Raw genomic sequence first — 20,894 nt, forward strand, 5'->3', positions numbered from 1 at the left:
GTCCACCACGTGATGACACCGTCAATCGAAACATCGTTCATCGACAACGACGCGCTGATGTTGCGCGCGGTCGGCATCGGCAAGACCTTTACGCTGCATGGCCAGGGCGGCGTGCAGATCGAGGCGCTCGCCGACGTGTCGCTCGATGTCGAACGCGGCGAATGCGTCGTGCTGGTCGGCCCGTCGGGCGCGGGCAAGAGCACGTTGCTGCGCTGCCTCTACGGCAACTATCTGGCAAGCACGGGCGCGATCGCGATCCGCGATGACGCGCAAGCGGCGAAGTACCTGCCCATCACGGGCGCGAAGCCGCGCGACGTGCTGCATCTGCGGCGCGCCGTGGTCGGTTACGTGAGCCAGTTCCTGCGCGTGATTCCGCGTGTGAGCACGCTCGATCTCGTGGCCGAACCGCTCGTCTCGCGCGGCGTCGAAGGAGCGCAAGCACGCGCACGCGCCGCCGCGCTGCTCGCGCGGCTGAATGTGCCCGAACGCTTGTGGCACCTCGCGCCCGCTACGTTCTCCGGCGGCGAGCAGCAACGCGTGAACATCGCGCGTGGCCTGATCGCGGAACATCCGCTGCTGCTGCTCGACGAACCGACCGCTTCGCTCGATGCGGAGAATCGAGACATTGTCGCCGGGTTGATCGTCGAGGCGCGCGAATGCGGCGCGGCCATCGTCGGCATCTTCCATGACGAAGACACGCGCGCAAAGGTCGCTACGCGCAGGCTCGAGTTGCAGCCGCCGCAACGTCACGCTGCCGCACTACACTGATATCGTCCGAGCTGGAGCATCGACATGCTGATCAAGAACGCCCGCGTCGTCACGCGGGACGAGGTTTTCAACGGCGTCGTGCAGATCGAGGACGGCGTGATTCGCGAAGTGGCACGCGGCACGACGTCGGCGGTCAACGCGCAGGACTGGGAAGGCGACTATCTGCTGCCGGGTCTGATCGAATTGCACACGGACAACCTCGAGAAACATCTGTTGCCGCGTCCGGGCGTCGAATGGAATACGGACGCCGCCTTCGTGATTCACGACGCCCAGGTGGCCGCCGCCGGCATCACGACCGTATTCGATGCGCTCGCGATCGGCTCGCGCTCGAACGTCGGCTTGCGCGGCCGCGATACACAGACGCGCTGCGCCGCTGCGCTCCGGCGGTTTTCCGAACGCAAGCTGCTGCGCGCCGAGCACTTCCTGCACTTGCGCTGCGAGATCGCGACCTCCGACGTGGTCGAACTGTTCGATCTGCTCAAGGATCATCCGATGTTGCGTCTCGCGTCGGTGATGGATCACACGCCCGGCCAGCGCCAGTGGCACGACCGCGAGCAATGGCGCCGCTTCCAGGAGCGTCACGGCAAGATGACGGACGAGCACATGGCGGCCACGCTCGTCGCACTCGAAGACGAACAGCAGCGTTTCGCGGACGCGCATCGCCGCGCGATCGTCGGACGCTGCAAGGCGCTGGGCGTGCCCGTCGCGAGCCACGACGACACCCTGGTCGAACACGTGCAGCAGGCAGCCGAAGAAGGTATCGTGCTGGCCGAGTTCCCTACCACGCGCGTCGCCGCCGAAGCCGCGCGCCGTCACGGCATCGCGACGATCATGGGCGCGCCGAACATCGTGCGCGGCGGCTCGCACTCGGGCAACGTATCGGCGCTGGAACTGGCGAAGGCGAATCTGCTCGACATTCTCTCGTCCGACTATGTGCCGTCGAGCCTCCTGACGGCCGCCTTCGAACTCGTCGACAAGGCGGACTGGACGCTGCCGCGCGCGATGGCGACCGTGTCGGCGGAACCGGCGCGCACCGCGGGCCTGCACGACCGCGGCGCGGTCGAAGCAGGACTGCGCGCCGACCTGATCCGCGTGACGATGCTGGATGCATTGCCCGTGCCGCGTGCGACCTATCGCGGGGGCGAGCGCGTCGTTTAATGCCGCGCGCTGCCCGTCCATGTGATCTAAGTCTTTGAGCCGAAAGCGTTTGCCGCAATGCCGCATAAAGGCGGCGGCAAACGCTGCGGCGATCCTGCCCGCCGCCGCCAGCGTCTCACTGTCGATAAGCTTTCAACGCGATGTGCTGCGCCATATCACAAAAGCATCCTTTAGAGGCAATACTCCTCTGCCATCCGGTGTTTCACTAGCACCGCAAATATTTTGATTTGTTAAGCTTGGCGCGCGCCGCTGGCCAGCCAGCGGCCAATAGACCAAGCCCGGCATAACGGCCGGGCGACGTCGCGCAGCGGCACAACCGCATGCGGGACACCTTGAACCACTCCCGGGAGTACATCAGTGAAAAAACTGCTTGCAGCTTTGACGGTTGCCCTGCTCGCTACCGTATCGATCGGCGCACACGCCAAAGACTGGACCACCATTCGTTTCGGCGTCGACGCCAGCTATCCGCCGTTTGAATCGAAAGGCTCCGACGGCAAGCTGACCGGCTTCGATATCGACATCGGCAACGAAATCTGTGCACGCCTGAAGGCGAAGTGCGTGTGGGTCGAGAACGACTTCGACGGCATGATCCCGGCACTCAAGGCGAAGAAGTTCGACGGCGTGCTGTCGTCGATGTCGATGACGCCGCAACGCGCTGAACAGATCGCCTTCTCGTCGAAGCTGTTCAACACGCCGACGCGCCTCGTTGCCAAGAAGGGCTCGAACATCCTGCCGACGGCGGAATCGCTGTCGGGCAAGTCGGTCGGCGTCGAGCAAGGCACGATCCAGGAAACGTACGCAAAGACCTACTGGGAGCCAAAGGGCGCGAAGGTCGTGCCGTACCAGAACCAGGACCAGGTCTATGCCGACCTGATCTCGGGCCGTCTGGACGCAGCACTGCAAGATGCTGTGCAGGCTGACATCGGCTTCCTGAAGACGCCGCGCGGCGCGGGCTACCAGTTCGTCGGCAAGGATCTCGAAGACAAGAAGATTCTCGGCGAAGGCGCGGGCATCGGCATGCGCAAGGAAGACACCGACCTGAAGGCGAAGATCGACAAGGCAATCGCCGACATCATCAAGGACGGCACATACAAGAAGATCGAGAAGAAGTACTTCGACTTCGACGTGTACGGCGGCTAATCTCCGCACAACGCAACGCGCGGTACATGAACGGGCTCCCTGCGGAGCCCGTTTTGTTTTTCCGGCTATCGTGCATGACACGCGTGCATGAGCGCGTGCGGCGGCGCAGCGTCGCCGGCGCCGCCCAAATGGGCTAAGATCGAAGGATTCCCGGCGCGGGCATCGGCGAATCGTTCACGACCCATTTGCGGGCAACTCATGTTCGTTGCGCGCGCCACCATTTTCAGCAGTCAATCCGAAGTCGTATCTTTGCCACTACCGGGCGCTTCGCGCGTCGTCCGCAGCGCCACATCGACCATGCAAACCCACAATCATCCGCTGATTTCCCCGACCCTCGGCACCGCCCGAAGCCTGACGAGCTTCCACTACGGTCCGAGCGGCGGACAAAAGGTCTATATCCAGTCGTCGCTTCACGCCGACGAACTGCCCGGCATGCTGGTGTCGTGGGCGTTGCGCCGCAAGCTGGAAGCGCTCGAGGCAGCCGGCAAGCTGCGCGGCGAAGTCGTGATCGTGCCCGTCGCGAATCCCATCGGCCTGAACCAGCATGTGCTCGGCCTGCTCGCTGGCCGCTTCGAAACGGGCACCGCGCAAAACTTCAACCGCAACTTCTATAACCTGTTCGAGCTGATCGAGCCCGTGATCGAAGAGCGTCTCACGTCGGACGCGCACCACAACCTCACGATCATCCGCCAGGCGATGCGTGAAGCGCTCGATGCGCAAAAACCGCGCACTGAAATCGAATCGCAGCGTCTCGCGCTGCAACTGCTTTCGTACGACGCGGACATCGTCCTCGACCTGCATTGCGACTGGGAAGCGGCACTGCATCTCTACACGAACCCGGACCTTTGGCCCGACGTCGAGCCGCTCGCGCGTTATCTGGATTCGAAGGCATCACTGCTCGCAGTCGATTCCGTCGGCAATCCGTTCGACGAGATTCACAGCTTCTGCTGGTCGGAACTGCGTACGCGCGTCGGCGACCGCTTCCCGATTCCGAACGGCTCTATCTCGGTGACGGTCGAATTGCGCAGTCAGCGCGATGTGTCGTATGAGTTCGCCGAGCACGACGCGCAGGGCATCGTCGAATACCTGACGCATCGCGGCGTGATCGCGGGCGAGGCTGCACCGATGCCCCCGCTCGAATTCGCCGCGACGCCGCTCGCGGGCACCGAGCCGATCGTGACGCCCGTGAGCGGCGTCGTCGTGTATCGCCACGAAGTGGGTAAGTGGGTCGACGCGGGCGAACCGATCGCCGATATCGTCGATCCGCTCACGGAGCGCGTCGTCACCTTGCAGTCGACGGTTGCGGGCGTGATCTACGCGCGTCACCTGTCCCGCTTCGCGCAGGCGGGAATGGAGATCGTGCGCGTCGCGGGCGCGAAGGCGTTCCGCACGGGTCAGTTGCTTTCGGCCTGACGTCACACGCGGCTCTCACGGCCTGACACCGAATGAAGGAAATCGCCCGCCGCGTGCGGGCGATTTTTTTTTCGCTGCCCCGAACGCAGCACCGTCTGTTTCGTGCTCGATATTAAACAAGACCGTTCATGACGCATATGCACAGATTTGCGCGCTACCCGTTAGTACGCAAAGCAAAGGCTGTCGTATTTGTACTACATATTCACTAAAAATTTTTCCTGTCATATTCCTTACCTTTCTCCTCGTTACATTTGCGCCCGTCGCGCGACCAGCCGCCAGAGCCTGGCTCGCGATCGCCATTTTTCAATCCGGAGAAAGCTTTGAACAAGAAAGTACTTACCACCGCTCTACTCGCTTCTGCAGCAGCCGCAGGCACCGCACACGCACAAAGCAGCGTCACGCTGTACGGCATCATCGACGCTGGTATCAGCTACGCAAACCACTCGAAGAACGCAGCAGGCGGCACGGACAAGATCTTCAAGTATGACGACGGCGTCGCTCAAGGCAGCCGTTGGGGCCTGCGCGGCACGGAAGATCTCGGCGGCGGCCTGAAGGCACTGTTCGTGCTCGAAAGCGGCTTCAACAGCGGCACGGGCGCATCGGGCCAGAATTCGACGCTGTTCGGTCGCCAGGCATTCGTCGGCGTTTCGAAGGACGGCATTGGCTCGCTAACGTTCGGCCGTCAGTACTCGTTCTCGACCGACTATCTCGGCGGCGCGTACTCCACGGGCGGCAACACGGTTGCCGGCAACTACGCCTACCACATCAATGACGTCGATCAACTGACGTCGAGCCGCATTAACAATTCGGTGAAGTTCAGTAGCGCGAACTTTGCAGGCTTCACGTTCGGCGGCATGTACGGTTTCTCGAACCTGGCTGGCCAGTTCGCCGGCGCGCCGGGTACGTCGGGTGCGTATCGCGCATACAGCTTCGGCGCCAACTACGCGATGGGCCCGCTCGGCATCGGTGCCGCGTATACGGACATTCGTTTCCCGTCGGCTGGCAGCCAGCCGTTCTCCGTGGCGATCTCGAACGTCGCGACGTCGGCAGGCACGGCGGTCGTGCGCGACCTGCGCTCGTTCGGCGTGGGCGGCCGTTACGTGGTTGGCCCGGCAACGATGTGGGCACTGTGGACGAACACGCACTTCGAACCGACCACGGGCGCTTCGACGACGTACAACAACTTCGAAGGCGGCGCCAAGTACGCGATCACGCCGGCGTTCACGGCCGGCCTCGGCTACACGTACTCGCGTCTGACGGGCGCGACGACGGGCCACTTCAACCAGGTCGACGCGAGCGTCGACTACGCACTGTCGAAGCGTACGGATGTCTACGCACTGGGCATCTTCCAGGACGCGTCGGGCAAGACGGCTGCGGGCGCGCCGATCCAGGCTCAGATCGGTTCATCGACCTCGTACTTCAGCACGTCGGGTTCGGGTTCGCAGAACCAGCTGGCGTTCCGCGTCGGCATGCGCCACAAGTTCTAAGCTGTTCCGCAAGGCGAAGCGCTTCCGGGCGCTTCGCCTGCATGCAGAAGGACTGAAAAACGCCCTCACGCGCGGGGCTCGCGCCGCTTGTCAATCAAGCCGACGTAACCAGCTCGGCGAACTTTTGCACGTCGACGTTGCCGCCGCTGATCAGCACGCCGATACGCTTGCCCTTCAACTGGTCCTTCATCCGACGCGCGGCGGCGAACCCCAGGCAACCCGTCGGTTCCACCACGAGCTTCATGCGCGCGGTGAAGAAGCGCATGCAGTCGATCAGTTCCGCGTCGCTTGCCGTAAGCAGGTCGGCGACATCGCGCTGGATGATCGGAAACGTGTGCTCGCCGAGATGCTGCGTTTGCGCGCCGTCTGCGATTGTCTGCGGCGTGTCGATGTGAACGATCTTTCCCGCGCGAAGCGATTGCTGTCCATCATTGCCCGCTTCAGGCTCGACACCGTAGAGCGCGCAGTCGGGCGACAACGCGCGCGTCGACAGCGCCGAACCGGACAGCAGCCCACCGCCGCCAAGCGGCACGAAGAACGCATCCAGCCGCCCAACTTCCTCGAACAGTTCTTTCGCCGCCGTCCCCTGCCCGGCCATCACATCAGGATGGTCGTAGGGCGGAATCAGCGTCATGCCATGCTTCTGCGCGAGATCGCGGCCGATCTGCTCGCGGTCCTCTGTGTACCGGTCATAGAGGACAACGTTGCCGCCGTAACCCTTCGTTGCCTCCACCTTGATTTGCGGCGCGTCATGCGGCATCACGATCGTCGCGGGCATGCCGAGCAGACGCGCGGACAGCGCGACAGCCTGCGCATGATTACCCGACGAAAACGCGACGACGCCGTGACGTCGCTGCTGCTCGTCGAATTTCGACAGCGCGTTGAACGCGCCGCGAAACTTGAACGCGCCCATGCGCTGCAAGTTTTCGCATTTGAAGAACACATCGGCGCCGAACGCTTCGTTGACGGTTCGTGACGTCAGAACGGGCGTACGGTGCGCAACGCCTTCGAGGCGCCGTGAAGCGGCAACAACGTCGTCATAGGAAGGCAAGGGGAGCGTGGTCATGGGAGATACCGAGAGTTGAGCGGCGCGCGCGTGGCCCGTGGCGCCAGCACGACAACATGCAAGGCGTGAAAAGCGGCGCGTAGCCGTGCCGCCAGATTCCTCGCATTCTGATTAGACACATTGTCTATGTCAATACATTTTGTAAATTGAACTTTGCGCCACGGCGGCGGACCCATCGCAGCGCGCGCCGCATTGAGAAAAGCCGCATTCGGACGGGGCGCCCTTTCGCGTCGGCAGCAGCGCGACGACATCGCCCGACTTGATGCCGAACAGGCCGCCCGTCGCAAGTGGCTCGCGCACCACGGGAAACACGCGTCCTTTCGCTTCGCTATGGAGCACGAACGCGCGCTGCATAGCCGCGAGCACATCGTCGACCGTCAATAGTTGCTCGACGTCGTCCCTGTTGAGCAGCAGCAACGTCGCGTCATTTGGCATCGTTATAGACCGTCGCACGTGAGACGCCCAGATGCGTGGCAATGATTTCCATCGACTTGCGCACTTCCAGAAAGCCCGCCTGCTTCAACTCCTGCATCAACGCACGCCGCTGCTCTGTCTTCAACGCGTGGGGCGTGGTGGCAAGCGAGATCGCGTACTGGTCGATACGCTCACGCAGCGCTTGCGCATTTGCCGGATCGAGCGACTCTTTGACGCCAACGCCCGACGCCGCGCAGAACTGCTCAAGCATGTTCTGGATACCGCGAAACAGATTCAGATCGACGTTCATGCACAACGCGGCGATGTAGCGGCCGGTCGAGTCCCTGACGCCGATCGAGGTACTCTTGGCCCGGCGCCCGTCGCCGAACTGGTTCGGATAGTTGGCCAGCAACTGCGGATAGTCGTCGTCTGCGATCCGCGCGAGTCCGAGTTCCGTTGCAGGATCGCCGACAGCGCGCCCGGACAGGTTGTTGTGGATCGCGAGAATCGCATGATGCGGGTCGCGCAGGTCGTGCACGACGACCTCGCAAAACGGCCCGAACGTCTGCCCGAGACCGTCCGCGATCTGCTTGACCTGCTCGATCAGCGACGCCTGCTCCCGCTCCAAAGCGATTTTTTTCATGGTAGACGTTTTATCTAAATTTACTAATATTGTACAGACAATCGTCGGCAAGCGCGGGGCAGAAGCCAGCGGCGTCCGATTCATTTTCGCTTGAACGCAAGCCCGCATCGCCTATATTCGTCTCATGCATGACGCATGCATCGCGCCCACACCGGCCAGGCCGCCGACGGTTACGCGTGATGGCAAACGAGTGAGCCCGCTCATGTGCACCTGCTATGAATACCCGCGGCAATACAACGCCTCCTGCCGGCGGCGCTTTCTCCGGTGGGCGGGCACTGCGGCGCTCGCGTCGCTCGCCCCTGTTGCGCTGGTGCCCGCCGCCGCTCACGCGGATGCGCTGACCAAAGCACAGCGCGACAGCATGACGCCGCAACAGATCATCGACGACATGAAACAGGGCAACGCGCGCTTTCAGAGGGGCGAGCGCAAGCCGCGCAATTATCTGCGCGAGCAGCGCGCCAGCGCTTCGGGGCAATATCCCGCAGCCGTGCTGCTCAGTTGCATCGATTCACGCGCACCCGCCGAAGTGATCATGGATCTCGGTATCGGCGACATCTTCAACTGCCGCGTCGCAGGCAACGTCGAGAACGGCGACATGCTCGGCAGCATGGAATTTGCGTGCAAACTGTCGGGCGCGAAGGTCGTCGTCGTGATGGGCCATACGTCATGCGGCGCGATCAAGGGCGCCATTGCCAACGCCGAACTGGGCAACCTCACGGGGCTGCTCGACAAGATCAAACCGGCCGTGCAAGCCACGGAATACAACGGAGAACGCTCCGCGGCGAACTATGCATTCGTGAACGCCGTCGCGCGCAAGAACGTCGAGCTGACCATCGCGAACATTCGCCGCGACAGCCCCGTGCTCGCGGAGATGGAAAAGCAAGGCGCGATCAGCATCGTCGGCGCGATGTACGACCTGCACACCGGAGCGCTCGAATTTCTGGGCTGAGGTTGCGGGCCGTCTGGCAGTGCCATTGCATTTTCTGTTACGCTGCGCGCTTTCTCTCAGCCTGAACCCGTCAAGATGGATACCCCTTTCAACGAACGCGGCGTGTCGGTCACTCGCAATGCGCTGTCGGCGGCCGGCCAGATCTTCCCGCTGCGCGACATCCAGCAGGTACGCGTCGTCACTGTGCAGAAGAACCGGCTCGTGCCGTGCTCGATTTCCGTCATCGGCGCAGCGGCCGCGATCATGGGCGGGGTGCTCTCGTCGTCGCTGGGCATCGTGGCGGGCGTGATGCTGATCGTCGTCGGCTGGCTCACGTGGATCACGCAGGACGTCACGCACCGTCTTATCGTGCAGACGGGCGGCAGCGAACGCGAAGCGTTGTCGAGCGTCGATCTGTGTTTCGTCGAGCGCGTTGCACAAACGGTTCGCGATGCACTCGGCGCGGCTGCCGCGCCAAAAAACTGAGCGCGGCACGCGCCTTTACACCAAATTAACGGCGCCCGCCTTTCCTTTTGCACCCGCTTGAGACGCCGCCCGCTACAGTGGACGCGTCTCAACAGCCGCGCCATCCACTACGTGGCGGCGCATCGACGATGCATACCGTGATCGCTTCTTCGCGCACCGCTCCACGCCGCACTGCTTCCATCGACACCCGGGCGCAACCCGCACTCGTCACCATCGACGTGACCGTGCCCGGCATCTCGTCGGCCTCGGGCCGCAGCACATTGCTCGCGGCACTGGGCGCCGGCGCACGCCTGTTCGTGATGGCCGTCGACAAACGCAACGACTGCATCACGTTTCGCGTCGACGTGATGGCGAAGAGCGTCGGCGACGTCGTCGGCGCGCTCGCGGGCGCGCTGCGCTGTGCGACCATCGGCCGTGTGCGCACGATGTGCCTCCATTCGACCGCGCTTTCCATCGAACAGCAGCACTAAGCGAAACGCACCCCCGCGTTCACACATTTTTGCAGGTAGCAGCGGCCGCACGCGTAGAGTCGGCGGTCCTCTCATCTCGCGTACCCTCGCGCCATGCCGGCGCACGCCGTCGAGCCCGAACGGCTGCGCGGCGCGCATCGGGGTCACGCACTTCTGCAAGGTGTGTGCGATGTCTGTCCATTTCATCCGGCGCATGGCCGGCTTTGCGGGCGCGCTGATCGCGCTCGCGCTCACGGCCTGTTCGACGCCGATCAGCACGCCAGTCCCGCCCGAAACGCAAGCGAGCCTCATCAACCAGGGGCGCGACGGCCTGCTCGTGCCGCTGCGAACGGAACGCAGCGATGCGCACGGCCGCTCGTCGATCGGTTTGCCCGTACAGATGGACGGCAAGGCCGTCTATCTGATGCTCGATACGGGCACGCATGGCACGCGTGTACTGTCGTCGGTATTGCCGCGTTCGAACTATCCGGCAGCGGGCGCCCGCTCCACGCTTGCATTTGCAACCGATGCACAAGTGTCCGGCGCGGCCGTCACGGTGCCGTTCAGCATCGGTGGCACGAAACCGATGAACATCGACGTGCAGGCCGTCGACGAAGTCTCCTGTCTGAAGATCAACAAGCACTGCGTCGCGCAGGACGGCTACACGGGCGAATTCGGCTGGGCCTTCTCCGGCATTCTCGGCGTGGGGGCCGACGACCCGCGCGACCCCTGCTGCACGCAGCCGCTGCGCGCGCTGCCCGCGAACATCGGCCAGCGTTATCTGGTGCGCGCACAACTCGACCGTCCGTTTCTCGTGCTGAGTCCGTCGAACGCGCTGACGAAAAACTTCACGCTCGTTGCGCTCGCGACGGGCCAGGACGGCTCCGCGCGATGGCCGGTGGGCTGCGTGCAGGTGGGCAGCAAGATGCGCTTTTGCGCGCCCGTCGTGTTTTCAACGGGCGGCACCGACATGATTCGCGTCGAAACTGACAAGGCGCCCGACTGGGCCAGCGACGTGGACGAGCACATGACGCTCGCTCAAGGCAACTACGACGTGGTGCTGGGCGTCGGCGACTGGGCGCACCGCTTCAACGATGCGCAGACGACCATCGTGAAGACTGCGAAGGGTGCGAACCGCATCGTGGTCGGGTTGATGTCGCTGCAGAACATCGATCTGTTGTTTGACTTCGCGCATGGCCAGCTTGGGCTGCGCGCGTCGCGCGACGTCGAGAGAATGGGTAGCTGAAGCCGCTAGTCGGCATCATCGGCCCCAGACAGAAAGCCGCCGCCCGATGCAACGCATCGCGCGGCGGCTTTTTCGCTTTCAACGTCTGGGTGCAAGCGTCACGCGAGTTCGAGTGGCTTCACATTCCAGATATCGCGCGCATACTCCGCGATCGTGCGGTCCGACGAAAACTGCCCCATGCCCGCGACGTTCTCGATTGCGCTGCGCGTCCAGCTATGCCGGTCGAGATAACGCTTGTCGACTTCGTCTTGCGCCTTCGCGAACGCTGCGAAATCGGCGAGTACCATGTAGTGATCGCCCCAGTCGACGAGCGTATGAAAGATGTCCGAGAAACGCAGTGGATCGTCGGGTGAGAAGAAGCCGGTGCGGATCTGGTCGAGGGCCAACTTCAGTTCGGGGTTGCGCTCGTAGATTTCGCGCGGCCTATATCCTGTCGCCCGCAATTCGTCGACCTGATCCGCCGTGTGCCCGAAGATGAAAATGTTCTCGCGCCCGACGGCATCGCAGATCTCGATGTTCGCACCGTCCATCGTGCCAATCGTCAGCGCGCCGTTCAACGCGAGCTTCATGTTGCCCGTACCGGACGCTTCCGTGCCCGCCATCGAAATCTGCTCGGACAGGTCCGCGGCGGGAATGATCAGCTCGGCGACGCTCACGCCGTAGTTCGGCACGAACACCACCTTCAGACGATCGCCGATCACCGGGTCGTCGTTCACGGTCTTGCCGATGTCGCCGATCAGCTTGATGATCGTCTTCGCCATCCGGTAAGCGGAGGCCGCCTTGCCCGCGAACATCACGACGCGCGGCACCCAGTCGCGCTCGGGATGCGCGCGTATGCGGTTGTAGCGCACGATCACATGGAGCGCATTGAGCAGTTGCCGCTTGTATTCGTGAATGCGCTTGACCTGCAGATCGAACATCGCATCCGGGTCGAATGTCATCTTCGTGTGATGCTGAAGACGCTGGATCAGACGCAGCTTGTTCTGGCGCTTCGCTTCATGGAACGCGTGCATGAACGACGGATCGTCGCGCAGATCGCGCAGCTTGCCGAGTTCGAACAGATCGCGCCGCCAGTGTGTGCCGATCTGCTCGTCGATCAGCTTCGACATCGACGGGCTCGATTGCGCGAGCCAGCGGCGCGGCGTCACGCCGTTGGTGACGTTCGTGAAGCGCTCGGGCCAGATCTTCGCGAAGTCCGCGAAGATGTCGCGCGTCATGAGTTGCGAATGCAGCTTCGACACGCCGTTCACTTTCTGGCTCGCGACAATCGCCAGATGCGCCATGCGCACGCGCCGTTGCCCGTATTCGTCGACGAGCGAGATGCGCCGGATCATGTCGACGTCATGCCCCGAATGCTCGCTGACGTGCTTGAGAAACTTGGCATTGATCTCGAAGATGATTTCGAGGTGACGCGGCAGCAGGCGGGCGAGCGTCTCCACATCCCACGTTTCGAGCGCTTCGGGCATCAACGTGTGGTTCGTGTACGAGAACATCTGCTGCACGTCTTTCCATGCTTTCGCCCAAGGCACATGATGCACGTCGACGAGCAGGCGCATCAGTTCGGGAATTGCGAGCACCGGGTGCGTGTCGTTCAGATGCACCGCGACCTTTTCGGCAAAACGTCCGAACGTGCTGTGCGTGCGTTGATAACGGCGGATCAGATCCTGCATCGTCGCCGACACGAAGAAGTACTCCTGACGCAGGCGCAATTCCCGGCCGGCCGGCGTGGAGTCGTCGGGATACAGCAGGCGCGATACGTTCTCGGACATGTTCTTGGCATCGACGGCGCGGCGGTAATCGCCCTGATTGAACGCCGACAGATCCAGTTCTTCCGTCGCGCGCGCGGACCATAGACGCAGCGTGTTCGTCGCGCTCGTCGCGAAGCCGGGAATCACGGTGTCGTAGGCCATCGCGTTCACGTGCTGCGTTTCGATCCACTCGACATGACCGTCCCGCTGCACCGTGCGTCCGCCGAAATGCACGATGTACTGCACTTCAGGACGTGGAAATTCCCAGGGGTTGCCTGCGCGCAGCCAGTAATCGGGCGTTTCGATCTGCTCGCCGTCGACGATCTGCTGCTTGAACATCCCGTATTCGTATCGGATGCCGTAGCCGAAGCCCGGAATGCCGAGCGTCGCCATCGAATCGAGAAAACATGCGGCGAGACGCCCGAGGCCGCCGTTGCCGAGCGCGGCATCCGGCTCCAGATCGGTCAGCGCTTCCATGTCGACGCCGAGGCCCGCGAGCGCCTCCTTCATCTGGTCGTAGATGCCGAGCGCGAGCAGCGCATTCGTGAAGGTACGCCCAATGAGGAATTCCATCGACAGGTAATACACGCGCTTCACATCCTGCTCGTATTGCTGGCGCGTGGTCGTCATCCAGCGCGCGACGAGCCGGTCGCGCACGGCGAGCGCCGCGGCATGCAGCCAGTCGTGTGGACGCGCCGTCACGGCGTCCTTGCCGACGCCGTACATCATGCGGTTGGAAATCGAGCGCCGCAGCGCTTCGACAGTACTGTTGAGCTGGTCGAATTCCAGATCCACCGCTGTCATCGAAACCTCCCGTAAAACGACGCGGCGCGCGCTGCATGGCTTGCGTATCGGGTGCGTGCGGCGCGGGCCGGTCTGGTGGATAAATAAGCAGAGTAGGACATTTTGCGTCGTCCCGCGTCTGCGTCCGTTGCGTTGTCGAAAGCCTGCTCACCATGCAGACACGGCGCGCGGCCGTGCAGTTCCGCGTTCGCGTGTCCGCGTTCCGCCCGCGCGACGCGATGCTGTCGCAGCGGGCACGATGCCGGTGCAGGCGGCCCGCTTCCTTGCACTAGTATGGATGAGTAACAAGGCGGTCCGGAGACAGTGGCGCCGTGCGGCGTCCCGCCGCCGTGCCGTTGGCGTCGCTGTGCCCCAATGGAGGTCCACATGAACGCACAATCCGTGCTCGGTATCATCCATGCGCAGGAATTGCTGATCGTCTCTCTCGTACGCGCGCTTCCTGCCGGCGAGCGGCGCAAGGTGTCCGACGAGTTCCAAAGTCAGGTCGAACTGGCCGAAGCGCCCCATCTGAGCGCCGGCCATGACCGCGAAATGACGGATGCATTCAGAGCGCATATCCGCAAGCTGTCGATTCTGCTCGCGTCGTGTAGCTGATCCGGCTCAGTCTTACCGCCGCGCTGGTCCGAGTTGTCCGACCGGGCTCCGGGCAGACGGTTAGTTGCATCGATACCAATCGGTCTCATCCGCTTGCAAGGACCTTTCACGCGCGCCGTTTTTGCGCGATGCTGAGCACGATTCGCGCCACTCTGTAACAATCGCTTCATTCGCAGCGGATGCGCGGATCATCCCGCGATCCCGCGCATGTCGATGCAGACCCCGTCCCGTTCGTTGCAGAGCCCGTCCTTGTCCGAGAACACACCCCATTCGGCACGCGTCGCCGACGTGCCTATGTCCGCCGGTCACCGTTTCGCGATGGCGGCGATCATGCTCTCCGTCGCACTCGCCTCGCTCGATACCGCCATCGCCAATACGGCGCTGCCCGCGATGGCCGCTGACCTGCATGCGAAGCCGGCGGCATCCGTGTGGATCATCAATGCGTATCAGCTGGCGATGGTCGCGACGCTGCTGCCGCTCGCCGCGCTCGGCGATATAGTCGGGCACCGGCGCATCTATATCGGGGGGATCGGCGTGTTTACGGTGGCGTCGCTCGCGTGCGCTCTGTCGCCGACCCTGCCCGTGCTAGCGGGCGCGCGCGTCGTGCAGGGGCTCGGCGCGGCCGCCATCATGAGCGTCAATACCGCGCTCATCAAGCATCTATATCCGCCGCATCAACTGGGGCGCGGAGTCGGCTTGAACGCGCTGGTGGTGGGCGTATCGTTCGCGGTGGGGCCGACGGTCGCGTCGCTGATTCTGTCGGTGGCCGACTGGCCGTGGCTTTTCGCCGTCAACGTGCCGCTCGGCGTGCTCGCGCTGTCGTTCGCGTTGCCGGGACTGCCGCGCACGCCGCGCGGCACGCATCACTTCGATCGGGTCGCCGCGCTGTTGAATGTGATCACGTTCGCCGCGCTGATATTCGCGCTCGGCGAAGCGGCACAGCGTGCGCCATCGACGATCGTTCTCGGCGCAGCGGCTATCGCGATCGTGTTCGGCGCGCTGCTGATGCGCCGCGAAGCGGGCCACCCTGCGCCGATGCTGCCCGTCGACCTGTTCAAGCTGCCCGTGTTCGCGCTGTCGGCGGTGACGGCCGTGTGCTCGTTCGCCGCGCAAGGGCTCGCTTTCGTGTCGCTGCCTTTCTATTTCGAAGATGTGCTGCATCGCAGCCAGGTCGAGACCGGCTTTCTGATGACGCCCTGGCCCGTGATCGTTGCGCTTGCTGCGCCGTTCGCCGGCCGTCTGTCGGACCGCTATCCGCCGGGCCTGCTCGGCGCGATTGGCCTGGCGATTCTATGCGGCGGGATGGCTTCGCTCGCGATGCTGCCTGCGCATCCGCCCGTGATCGACATCACGATCCGGATGGCGATCTGCGGCGCGGGCTTCGGCTTTTTCCAGTCGCCGAACCTGAGAGCGCTGATGGCGAGCGCACCGCCCAATCGCAGCGGCGGCGCGAGCGGCATCATTGCGACGTCGCGGCTGATAGGGCAAACGACGGGCGCGGCGCTCGTCGCGCTGAGCTTCGGCATTGCCGGACCTCACGGTCCGACGCTTTCTCTGGCAGCAGGCGCGATGTTCGCGGGCGCGGCGAGCATTGCCAGCGCATTGCGGCTCTTTGCGCCGTCGCATCGTGCGCAGACAGCGGTGACCGCGACGGTCGCCGCCAAAGAGCAATAGACAGCGGACGGCGGGCAATCCCGCGTCACCGCGCGAAATACTCCTTCACGGCCGACACGAACGTATCGATATCCGCACGCGATACGTCCATATGCGTGACGAAGCGCGACGCGTACAACATCTGCGTGAGGATGCCGCGCTCCTTGAGCCACGCTTCGAGCGGCGCGCAATGCGCTTGCGGAAACTGCGCGAACACCATGTTGGTGGCCTGCGACTGCACGTTCACCTGATCGATCTGCGCGAGGCCCGCGGCGAGATGTGCGGCGTTGTCGTGGTCTTCAGCAAGCCGTTCGACGTTGTTGTCCAGCGCATACAGGCACGCCGCCGCCAGCACCCCAGCCTGGCGCATGCCGCCGCCCAGCACCTTGCGCCAGCGGTGCGCGACGTCGATCAGCGCCTTGCTGCCGACCAGCACCGACCCCACGGGCGCACCCAGCCCTTTCGAAAAGCAGATGGAGACGGAGTCGAACGGTGCGCACAGCGCCTCGACCGGCTGCTTCGATGCGACGGCCGCATTGCAGACGCGCGCGCCGTCGAGGTGTGTCGCCAGCCCGCGTTCGCGCGCAAGCTGCGTCGCCTCGGCGACATAGCCCGCGAGCAGCACCTTGCCGCCGATCGTGTTTTCCAGCGCGAGCAGACGCGTGCGCGCAAAGTGATTGTCGATGGGCTTGATGGCCGCGACGATCTTGTCGAGGGGAAGAGAGCCGTCGAGAGCGTTTTCGAGCGGCTGTGGCTGGATGCTGCCCAACACGGCCGCGCCGCCGCCTTCGTATTTGTAGGTGTGCGCGGCCTGACCGACGATGTACTCGTCGCCGCGCGCGCAATGCGCCATCAGCGCCGCGAGATTGCTCTGCGTGCCGCTCGGGAAGAACAGCCCCGCTTCCTTGCCCGCCCGCTCGGCGACCGTGGCTTGCAGGCGCAGGACTGTCGGGTCGTCGCCCCAGACATCGTCGCCCGTTTCGGCCGCTGTCATCGCGGCGAGCATGTTCTTGCTGGGACGGGTCACGGTATCGCTGCGCAGATCGATCATGTGCTTTTCCTCGAGAATGACAGGGCGCCCCACATACACGGCACGACGAGTGAAGCGCGCGTTGAATCCGCAGAGTGTATCAACTCCGTCCGGGACGAGCAGGTAGACGGATGGCCAGGTTTGAACGGCGCCTGCGCTCAGGGCGTTTCGAGCGCCGACTCCCGCGAATCGAATGTATCGGCGAACGCCTCGAAGTCTTCGATCGGCAGCGGCCGGCAGAACAGATAGCCTTGGTATGCGTGGCACCCGGCGTCGGCGAGGAACTGCCGTTGCGCCTGCGTCTCGACGCCCTCGGCAATCACGCCAAGCCCAAGACTTTGCGCGAGCGCGACGATCGCGCGCGCGATCACGGCGTCGTTCGGATCGTCGAGCACATCGCGCACGAACGACCTGTCGATCTTCAATTGCCCAAGCGGCAAGCGCTTCAGATACGACAGCGACGAGTAGCCGACGCCGAAGTCGTCGAGCGAAAAGACCACGCCCTTGGTGCGCAGCAGCGTCATCTTGCGAATGATGTCCTCGACGTTGTCGACCAGCACGCTCTCCGTCAGTTCGAGCTTCAGACGGCTCGGATCGGCGCCCGTGCGCGCCAGCGCCTCGAGCACGCTGGTCACGAAGCTGTTCTCGCGAAGCTGTTGCGCGCTCACGTTGACGGCAATCGACAGATGCGCACGGTCCGGGCGCAACGACCATTGCGCGAGCTGCCGGCACGCCGTGTCGAGCACCCGGTCGCCGAGCGCGAGGATCAGCCCCGTCTCTTCGGCGAGCGGGATGAACTCGGCGGGCGGCACGAGTCCATGCTGCGGATGCTGCCAGCGCACCAGCGCCTCCGCGCCCGTCACGCGGTTGCCATTGAGCACCTGCGCCTGGTAGTGCACCAGCAGCTGGTCTTCGTCGATTGCGCGGCGCAACGCTGCTTCGAGCGCGGCGCGCTCCATCACGACCGTCTGCATCGCCGGGTCGAAGAAACAGATTGCGTTGCGGCCGCTTTCCTTTGACTTGTACATCGCGAGATCCGACTGCTTCAGCAGTTCGTCGATCGACGTTTCATGCCCAGTGAACAGCGTCGCGCCGATGCTCGCGGTTGTCCGGAACTCCGTGCCCGCGAGGTAGTAGGGTCTGGAGAGCGCGGTCAGCACCTTTTCAGCGGCGCCCTCCGTCTCGCTGGCGGCTTCGTCGCGATTGCGGCTCAGATCGCTCAGCACAATCACGAATTCGTCGCCGCCCATCCGCGCCACCGTATCGCCCTCACGCACGCTCCCCAGCAGCCGCACCGCGACCTGGCCCAGCAACAGGTCGCCCTTGTCGTGGCCGAGCGTGTCGTTGAGCGTCTTGAAGTTGTCGAGGTCGACGAACAGCAGCGCGCCGTGCGTATGGTTCTGCGCGCTAAGCGCGATCACCTGCTTCAGCCGGTCGCGCAACAGTGTGCGGTTCGGCAGATGCGTGAGCGCGTCGAAAAACGCCAGTTCCTTGATCTGCTCTTCCGCGAGCTTGCGCTCCGTGATGTCGTAGTGCGTGCCGACGTAATGCGTGACATTGCCGTCGACGGCCTTCACCGCGGTAATGGTCAGCCACTTCGGATAGATCTCGCCGTTCTTGCGGCGATCCCAGATTTCGCCCTGCCATCCGCCCACACGGTGGATCGTCTCCCACATGTCGCGGAAGAACGCGGCATCGTGACGGCCCGAGCTGAGCAGGCGCGGGTTCCTGCCGATCACGTCGTCGGCCGTATAGCCCGTGCATTTGGTGAACGCCGAATTGACGCGCAGGATCGTGCCGTCGGCGTCGGTGACCATCATGCCCTCGAGCGAATCGAACGCGACGGCGGCAATGCGCAATTCGGCCTCGCTCTCGCGTACTTCGGCTGTCATCTTCGACGCGAGACGCATCGCGCGGCTGCGGCCGCTCGCGAGGCTCCAGGCAAGCAGCGCGAGCAGCAGGCTCAGGCCCGCGCCCGTGCAGGCAATCAGCAGCTTCGCATTGTGGCCGAAGCGTGCCTTGAAGTCGGGCTGCGCCGTCATCGACAGCGTCCAGTCGTGTCCGCCGACCACGAGGTATTCGTTCGCTGAAACCACGTCGCGCAGCTTCGGCTCCGACGAGCGGTACAACAACGATTCCGCCGACGGCTGCGTGCCGTCGTAAATCGACAGGTAAAGCCCGGCAGGCTGATCGCCATAGAGACTCGCCAGCACGTCGCGCATGCGAAAAGCCGCGTAGACCCAGCCGAGCAGATGCGCGCGGCGCTCGTCGACGGTGTCTTGCGGCGCGCCGCGTTCATAGACAGGCAGATACATCACGAAGCCTGCCACGGGCTGTGCGTCCGAATCCGACGCCAGCTGCACTTTGCCCGACACGACGGCGAGACCGGAGTCGCGCGACTTCTCCAGCGCCTGCCGGCGCACGGGACTCGACCATGTGTCGTAGCCGAGCACGGCATTGGGATCGGCGTACACCGGCTCGCGCGCGACCACGGGCGCGTAGCCGTCGCGTACGCCGGGCGGCCTGATCGCATAGCGCCTGCCGATGCGGCGGTTCATCTCGGCCAGATGCGCGTCGTGCCGTTGCGCGCTCACCCATTGCACGACACCGAGCGCCTGCATGCCCGCGACGCTCGAGTCGGCATTGACGGCGCCGATGTAGCCATGAAACGCGTCGAGATCGAGCGAGCCGCGAGCGGCGAACATGCCCTGCACGCCGCGCAGCATCTGCTCATAGGTCGCCATCCGCTGTTCGACGCGGCTAACGGCATCGCCCAGTGCGAAATTGAATTCGGAGAGCAGTTCGCGCCGCACGGCCTGACGCTCGTGATCCCACACTGACCAGGTGATCGTCAACCCGGTCAGCAGAATCACCAGCGGTAGCAGGACGAGGCGCGCGCGGCTCATCGTGGGAGCGTGAAGTCGACCATCGAATCCGCGAGCTCAGGTTTGAAATACTTCCTGAAAATGCGGCGCACCGTGCCGTCCGCGCGCATCTCTTCGACGAGCGCGCGCCATTTGTCCCGCTCTTCGGGCGACAACGCCTTCTTCGACATGATGAGACCGTGCGGCGTAGCGGGATCGTTGAATTCGACGATGGTGGTGATGTCGCGAATGCGCTTCTCATCCAGCGCCGGGTAGTCGAACGGCTCGATGATCATCCCCTGAATGCTGCCGCGCATCAGCGCCTGATAGAGCGGGTCCAGTCCGCCCGCCTGACTGACGCGATTGGCCGCGGCAAGCGTATCCACTAGTTCGTTGGCCGACTGACCATACCGGAAGCTCCTGATGACGCCAAGCTGGAAGTTGTCGTTGTGTTCAAAATCGGACAGTTGCCGGATACCGGCGTCCTTGCGCACGAGCAGATAGAACCTGTCGCTGAAGTACCACGCGAACGACGCATACCGGTCGCGCTCTTCGTTGGTGATGCCGGACAGGCTGAAATCGAGCGCGCCCGATTCGATCACCTTCCAGATGCGCGCCCGCGACATCAGGCTCACGCGGATTTCGCAGCCGCTGCGGCGGGCCAGTTCGTCGGCAAAGTCCTTGTCGATGCCCGCGTTGGTGTCCTGCGAATAGAGCAGCCCGTGATCGTGCAATGCAAGCGTGAACGGACGCGTGCAGTCGGGGCCGCCCGCGAAGGCGCAAGTGCTGGCGGCCGCCAGTGCGAGTCCGGCAAGCAGGCCGATAAGTCCGCGGTGAATCACGGTGGTGCTCCCCGTCGTTGGGTGGTGAGTGCGGTGGTCGTTCCGTACAGGCAATCGCTCGCGAGATGCCTGGGGAGCCTACGCGAAAACAGACCATCCGGGTTAACGGCAAAAAAGACGGCCGGCTTGACCCTGGTGTTTGCGCGAATGGCAAATGGAAC

General features: G+C 63.8%; 17 protein-coding genes and 1 pseudogene. 11 read left to right on the forward strand and 7 right to left on the reverse strand.

The features are described from left to right. The first annotated feature begins 12 nt into the window (after positions 1-12). The 5 genes from phnL to BPHY_RS19105 all read left to right on the forward strand — a co-directional run bounded on the left by phnL (position 13) and on the right by BPHY_RS19105 (position 5,966). On the forward strand, positions 13-768 hold the full coding sequence (phnL, locus tag BPHY_RS19085) for a phosphonate C-P lyase system protein PhnL (protein ID WP_012403082.1): 756 nt from the start codon (positions 13-15) through the stop codon (positions 766-768). A 24-nt stretch (positions 769-792) separates the two neighbouring features. Further along, the gene (locus tag BPHY_RS19090) at positions 793-1,926 is read left to right on the forward strand and encodes an alpha-D-ribose 1-methylphosphonate 5-triphosphate diphosphatase (RefSeq protein ID WP_012403083.1); all 1,134 of its coding nucleotides are present in this window, start codon (positions 793-795) and stop codon (positions 1,924-1,926) included. 357 nt (positions 1,927-2,283) lie between these two features. Beyond that, complete coding sequence (locus tag BPHY_RS19095; RefSeq protein ID WP_012403084.1) at positions 2,284-3,066, forward strand: ABC transporter substrate-binding protein; 783 nt, start codon at positions 2,284-2,286, stop codon at positions 3,064-3,066. Between the two features lie 297 nt (positions 3,067-3,363). After that, the gene (locus tag BPHY_RS19100) at positions 3,364-4,479 is read left to right on the forward strand and encodes a succinylglutamate desuccinylase/aspartoacylase family protein (RefSeq protein ID WP_012403085.1); all 1,116 of its coding nucleotides are present in this window, start codon (positions 3,364-3,366) and stop codon (positions 4,477-4,479) included. A gap of 320 nt (positions 4,480-4,799) precedes the next feature. Then, positions 4,800-5,966 carry a porin gene (locus BPHY_RS19105; RefSeq protein ID WP_012403086.1) on the forward strand — a complete coding sequence of 389 codons (1,167 nt, stop codon included), beginning with the start codon at positions 4,800-4,802 and terminating at the stop codon, positions 5,964-5,966. Positions 5,967-6,060: 94 nt separating this feature from the next. Here BPHY_RS19105 and BPHY_RS19110 read toward each other — a convergent pair whose 3' ends face one another. The 3 genes and pseudogenes from BPHY_RS19110 to BPHY_RS19120 all read right to left on the reverse strand — a co-directional run bounded on the left by BPHY_RS19110 (position 6,061) and on the right by BPHY_RS19120 (position 8,089). Beyond that, complete coding sequence (locus BPHY_RS19110; RefSeq protein ID WP_012403087.1) at positions 6,061-7,032, reverse strand: threo-3-hydroxy-L-aspartate ammonia-lyase; 972 nt, start codon at positions 7,030-7,032, stop codon at positions 6,061-6,063. Between the two features lie 246 nt (positions 7,033-7,278). Beyond that, positions 7,279-7,467, reverse strand: a pseudogene (locus BPHY_RS39640) (ornithine cyclodeaminase family protein); the annotation flags it as partial. Next, positions 7,457-8,089, reverse strand: a complete 633-nt coding sequence (locus BPHY_RS19120) for a helix-turn-helix transcriptional regulator (RefSeq protein ID WP_012403089.1) — start codon at positions 8,087-8,089, stop codon at positions 7,457-7,459. The gene BPHY_RS19120 and the pseudogene BPHY_RS39640, both read right to left, overlap by 11 nt. A 202-nt stretch (positions 8,090-8,291) precedes the next feature. Between BPHY_RS19120 and BPHY_RS19125 the strand changes: the two genes are divergently transcribed. From BPHY_RS19125 to BPHY_RS19140, 4 genes are all read left to right on the forward strand, one after another. Beyond that, positions 8,292-9,038 carry a carbonic anhydrase gene (locus BPHY_RS19125; RefSeq protein WP_012403090.1) on the forward strand — a complete coding sequence of 249 codons (747 nt, stop codon included), beginning with the start codon at positions 8,292-8,294 and terminating at the stop codon, positions 9,036-9,038. Between the two features lie 75 nt (positions 9,039-9,113). Continuing rightward, on the forward strand, positions 9,114-9,503 hold the full coding sequence (locus BPHY_RS19130; RefSeq protein WP_012403091.1) for a DUF6232 family protein: 390 nt from the start codon (positions 9,114-9,116) through the stop codon (positions 9,501-9,503). Between the two features lie 128 nt (positions 9,504-9,631). Continuing rightward, positions 9,632-9,973, forward strand: coding sequence for a hypothetical protein (locus tag BPHY_RS19135; protein ID WP_012403092.1), 342 nt, complete (start codon positions 9,632-9,634; stop codon positions 9,971-9,973). Positions 9,974-10,142: 169 nt separating this feature from the next. Continuing rightward, positions 10,143-11,198 (forward strand): hypothetical protein, encoded by a 1,056-nt coding sequence (locus BPHY_RS19140; RefSeq protein WP_012403093.1) that lies wholly within the window; start codon positions 10,143-10,145, stop codon positions 11,196-11,198. Positions 11,199-11,296: 98 nt separating this feature from the next. On the opposite strand, the gene BPHY_RS19145 is transcribed toward BPHY_RS19140, so the two are convergent. Then, on the reverse strand, positions 11,297-13,750 hold the full coding sequence (locus BPHY_RS19145; RefSeq protein ID WP_012403094.1) for a glycogen/starch/alpha-glucan phosphorylase: 2,454 nt from the start codon (positions 13,748-13,750) through the stop codon (positions 11,297-11,299). 366 nt (positions 13,751-14,116) lie between these two features. On the opposite strand from BPHY_RS19145, the gene BPHY_RS19150 reads away from it, so the two are divergent. Both BPHY_RS19150 and BPHY_RS19155 read left to right on the forward strand, forming a co-directional pair. After that, the gene (locus tag BPHY_RS19150; RefSeq protein WP_012403095.1) at positions 14,117-14,344 is read left to right on the forward strand and encodes a hypothetical protein; all 228 of its coding nucleotides are present in this window, start codon (positions 14,117-14,119) and stop codon (positions 14,342-14,344) included. Positions 14,345-14,638: 294 nt separating this feature from the next. Beyond that, positions 14,639-16,018: an MFS transporter gene (locus BPHY_RS19155; RefSeq protein ID WP_041764390.1), complete on the forward strand. Its 1,380-nt coding sequence runs from the start codon at positions 14,639-14,641 to the stop codon at positions 16,016-16,018. A 25-nt stretch (positions 16,019-16,043) separates the two neighbouring features. Here the strand turns inward: BPHY_RS19155 and ltaE are convergent, their stop codons facing one another. The 3 genes from ltaE to BPHY_RS19170 all read right to left on the reverse strand — a co-directional run bounded on the left by ltaE (position 16,044) and on the right by BPHY_RS19170 (position 20,733). Beyond that, positions 16,044-17,048, reverse strand: a complete 1,005-nt coding sequence (ltaE, locus tag BPHY_RS19160; RefSeq protein ID WP_012403097.1) for a low-specificity L-threonine aldolase — start codon at positions 17,046-17,048, stop codon at positions 16,044-16,046. Positions 17,049-17,185: 137 nt separating this feature from the next. Beyond that, positions 17,186-19,933, reverse strand: coding sequence for a bifunctional diguanylate cyclase/phosphodiesterase (locus BPHY_RS19165; protein WP_012403098.1), 2,748 nt, complete (start codon positions 19,931-19,933; stop codon positions 17,186-17,188). Further along, positions 19,930-20,733 (reverse strand): substrate-binding periplasmic protein, encoded by an 804-nt coding sequence (locus tag BPHY_RS19170; protein WP_012403099.1) that lies wholly within the window; start codon positions 20,731-20,733, stop codon positions 19,930-19,932. The genes BPHY_RS19165 and BPHY_RS19170 overlap by 4 nt, the downstream gene beginning before the upstream one ends. Positions 20,734-20,894: the final 161 nt, after the last annotated feature.

Source organism: Paraburkholderia phymatum STM815 (genome assembly GCF_000020045.1).
GTDB lineage: Bacteria > Pseudomonadota > Gammaproteobacteria > Burkholderiales > Burkholderiaceae > Paraburkholderia > Paraburkholderia phymatum.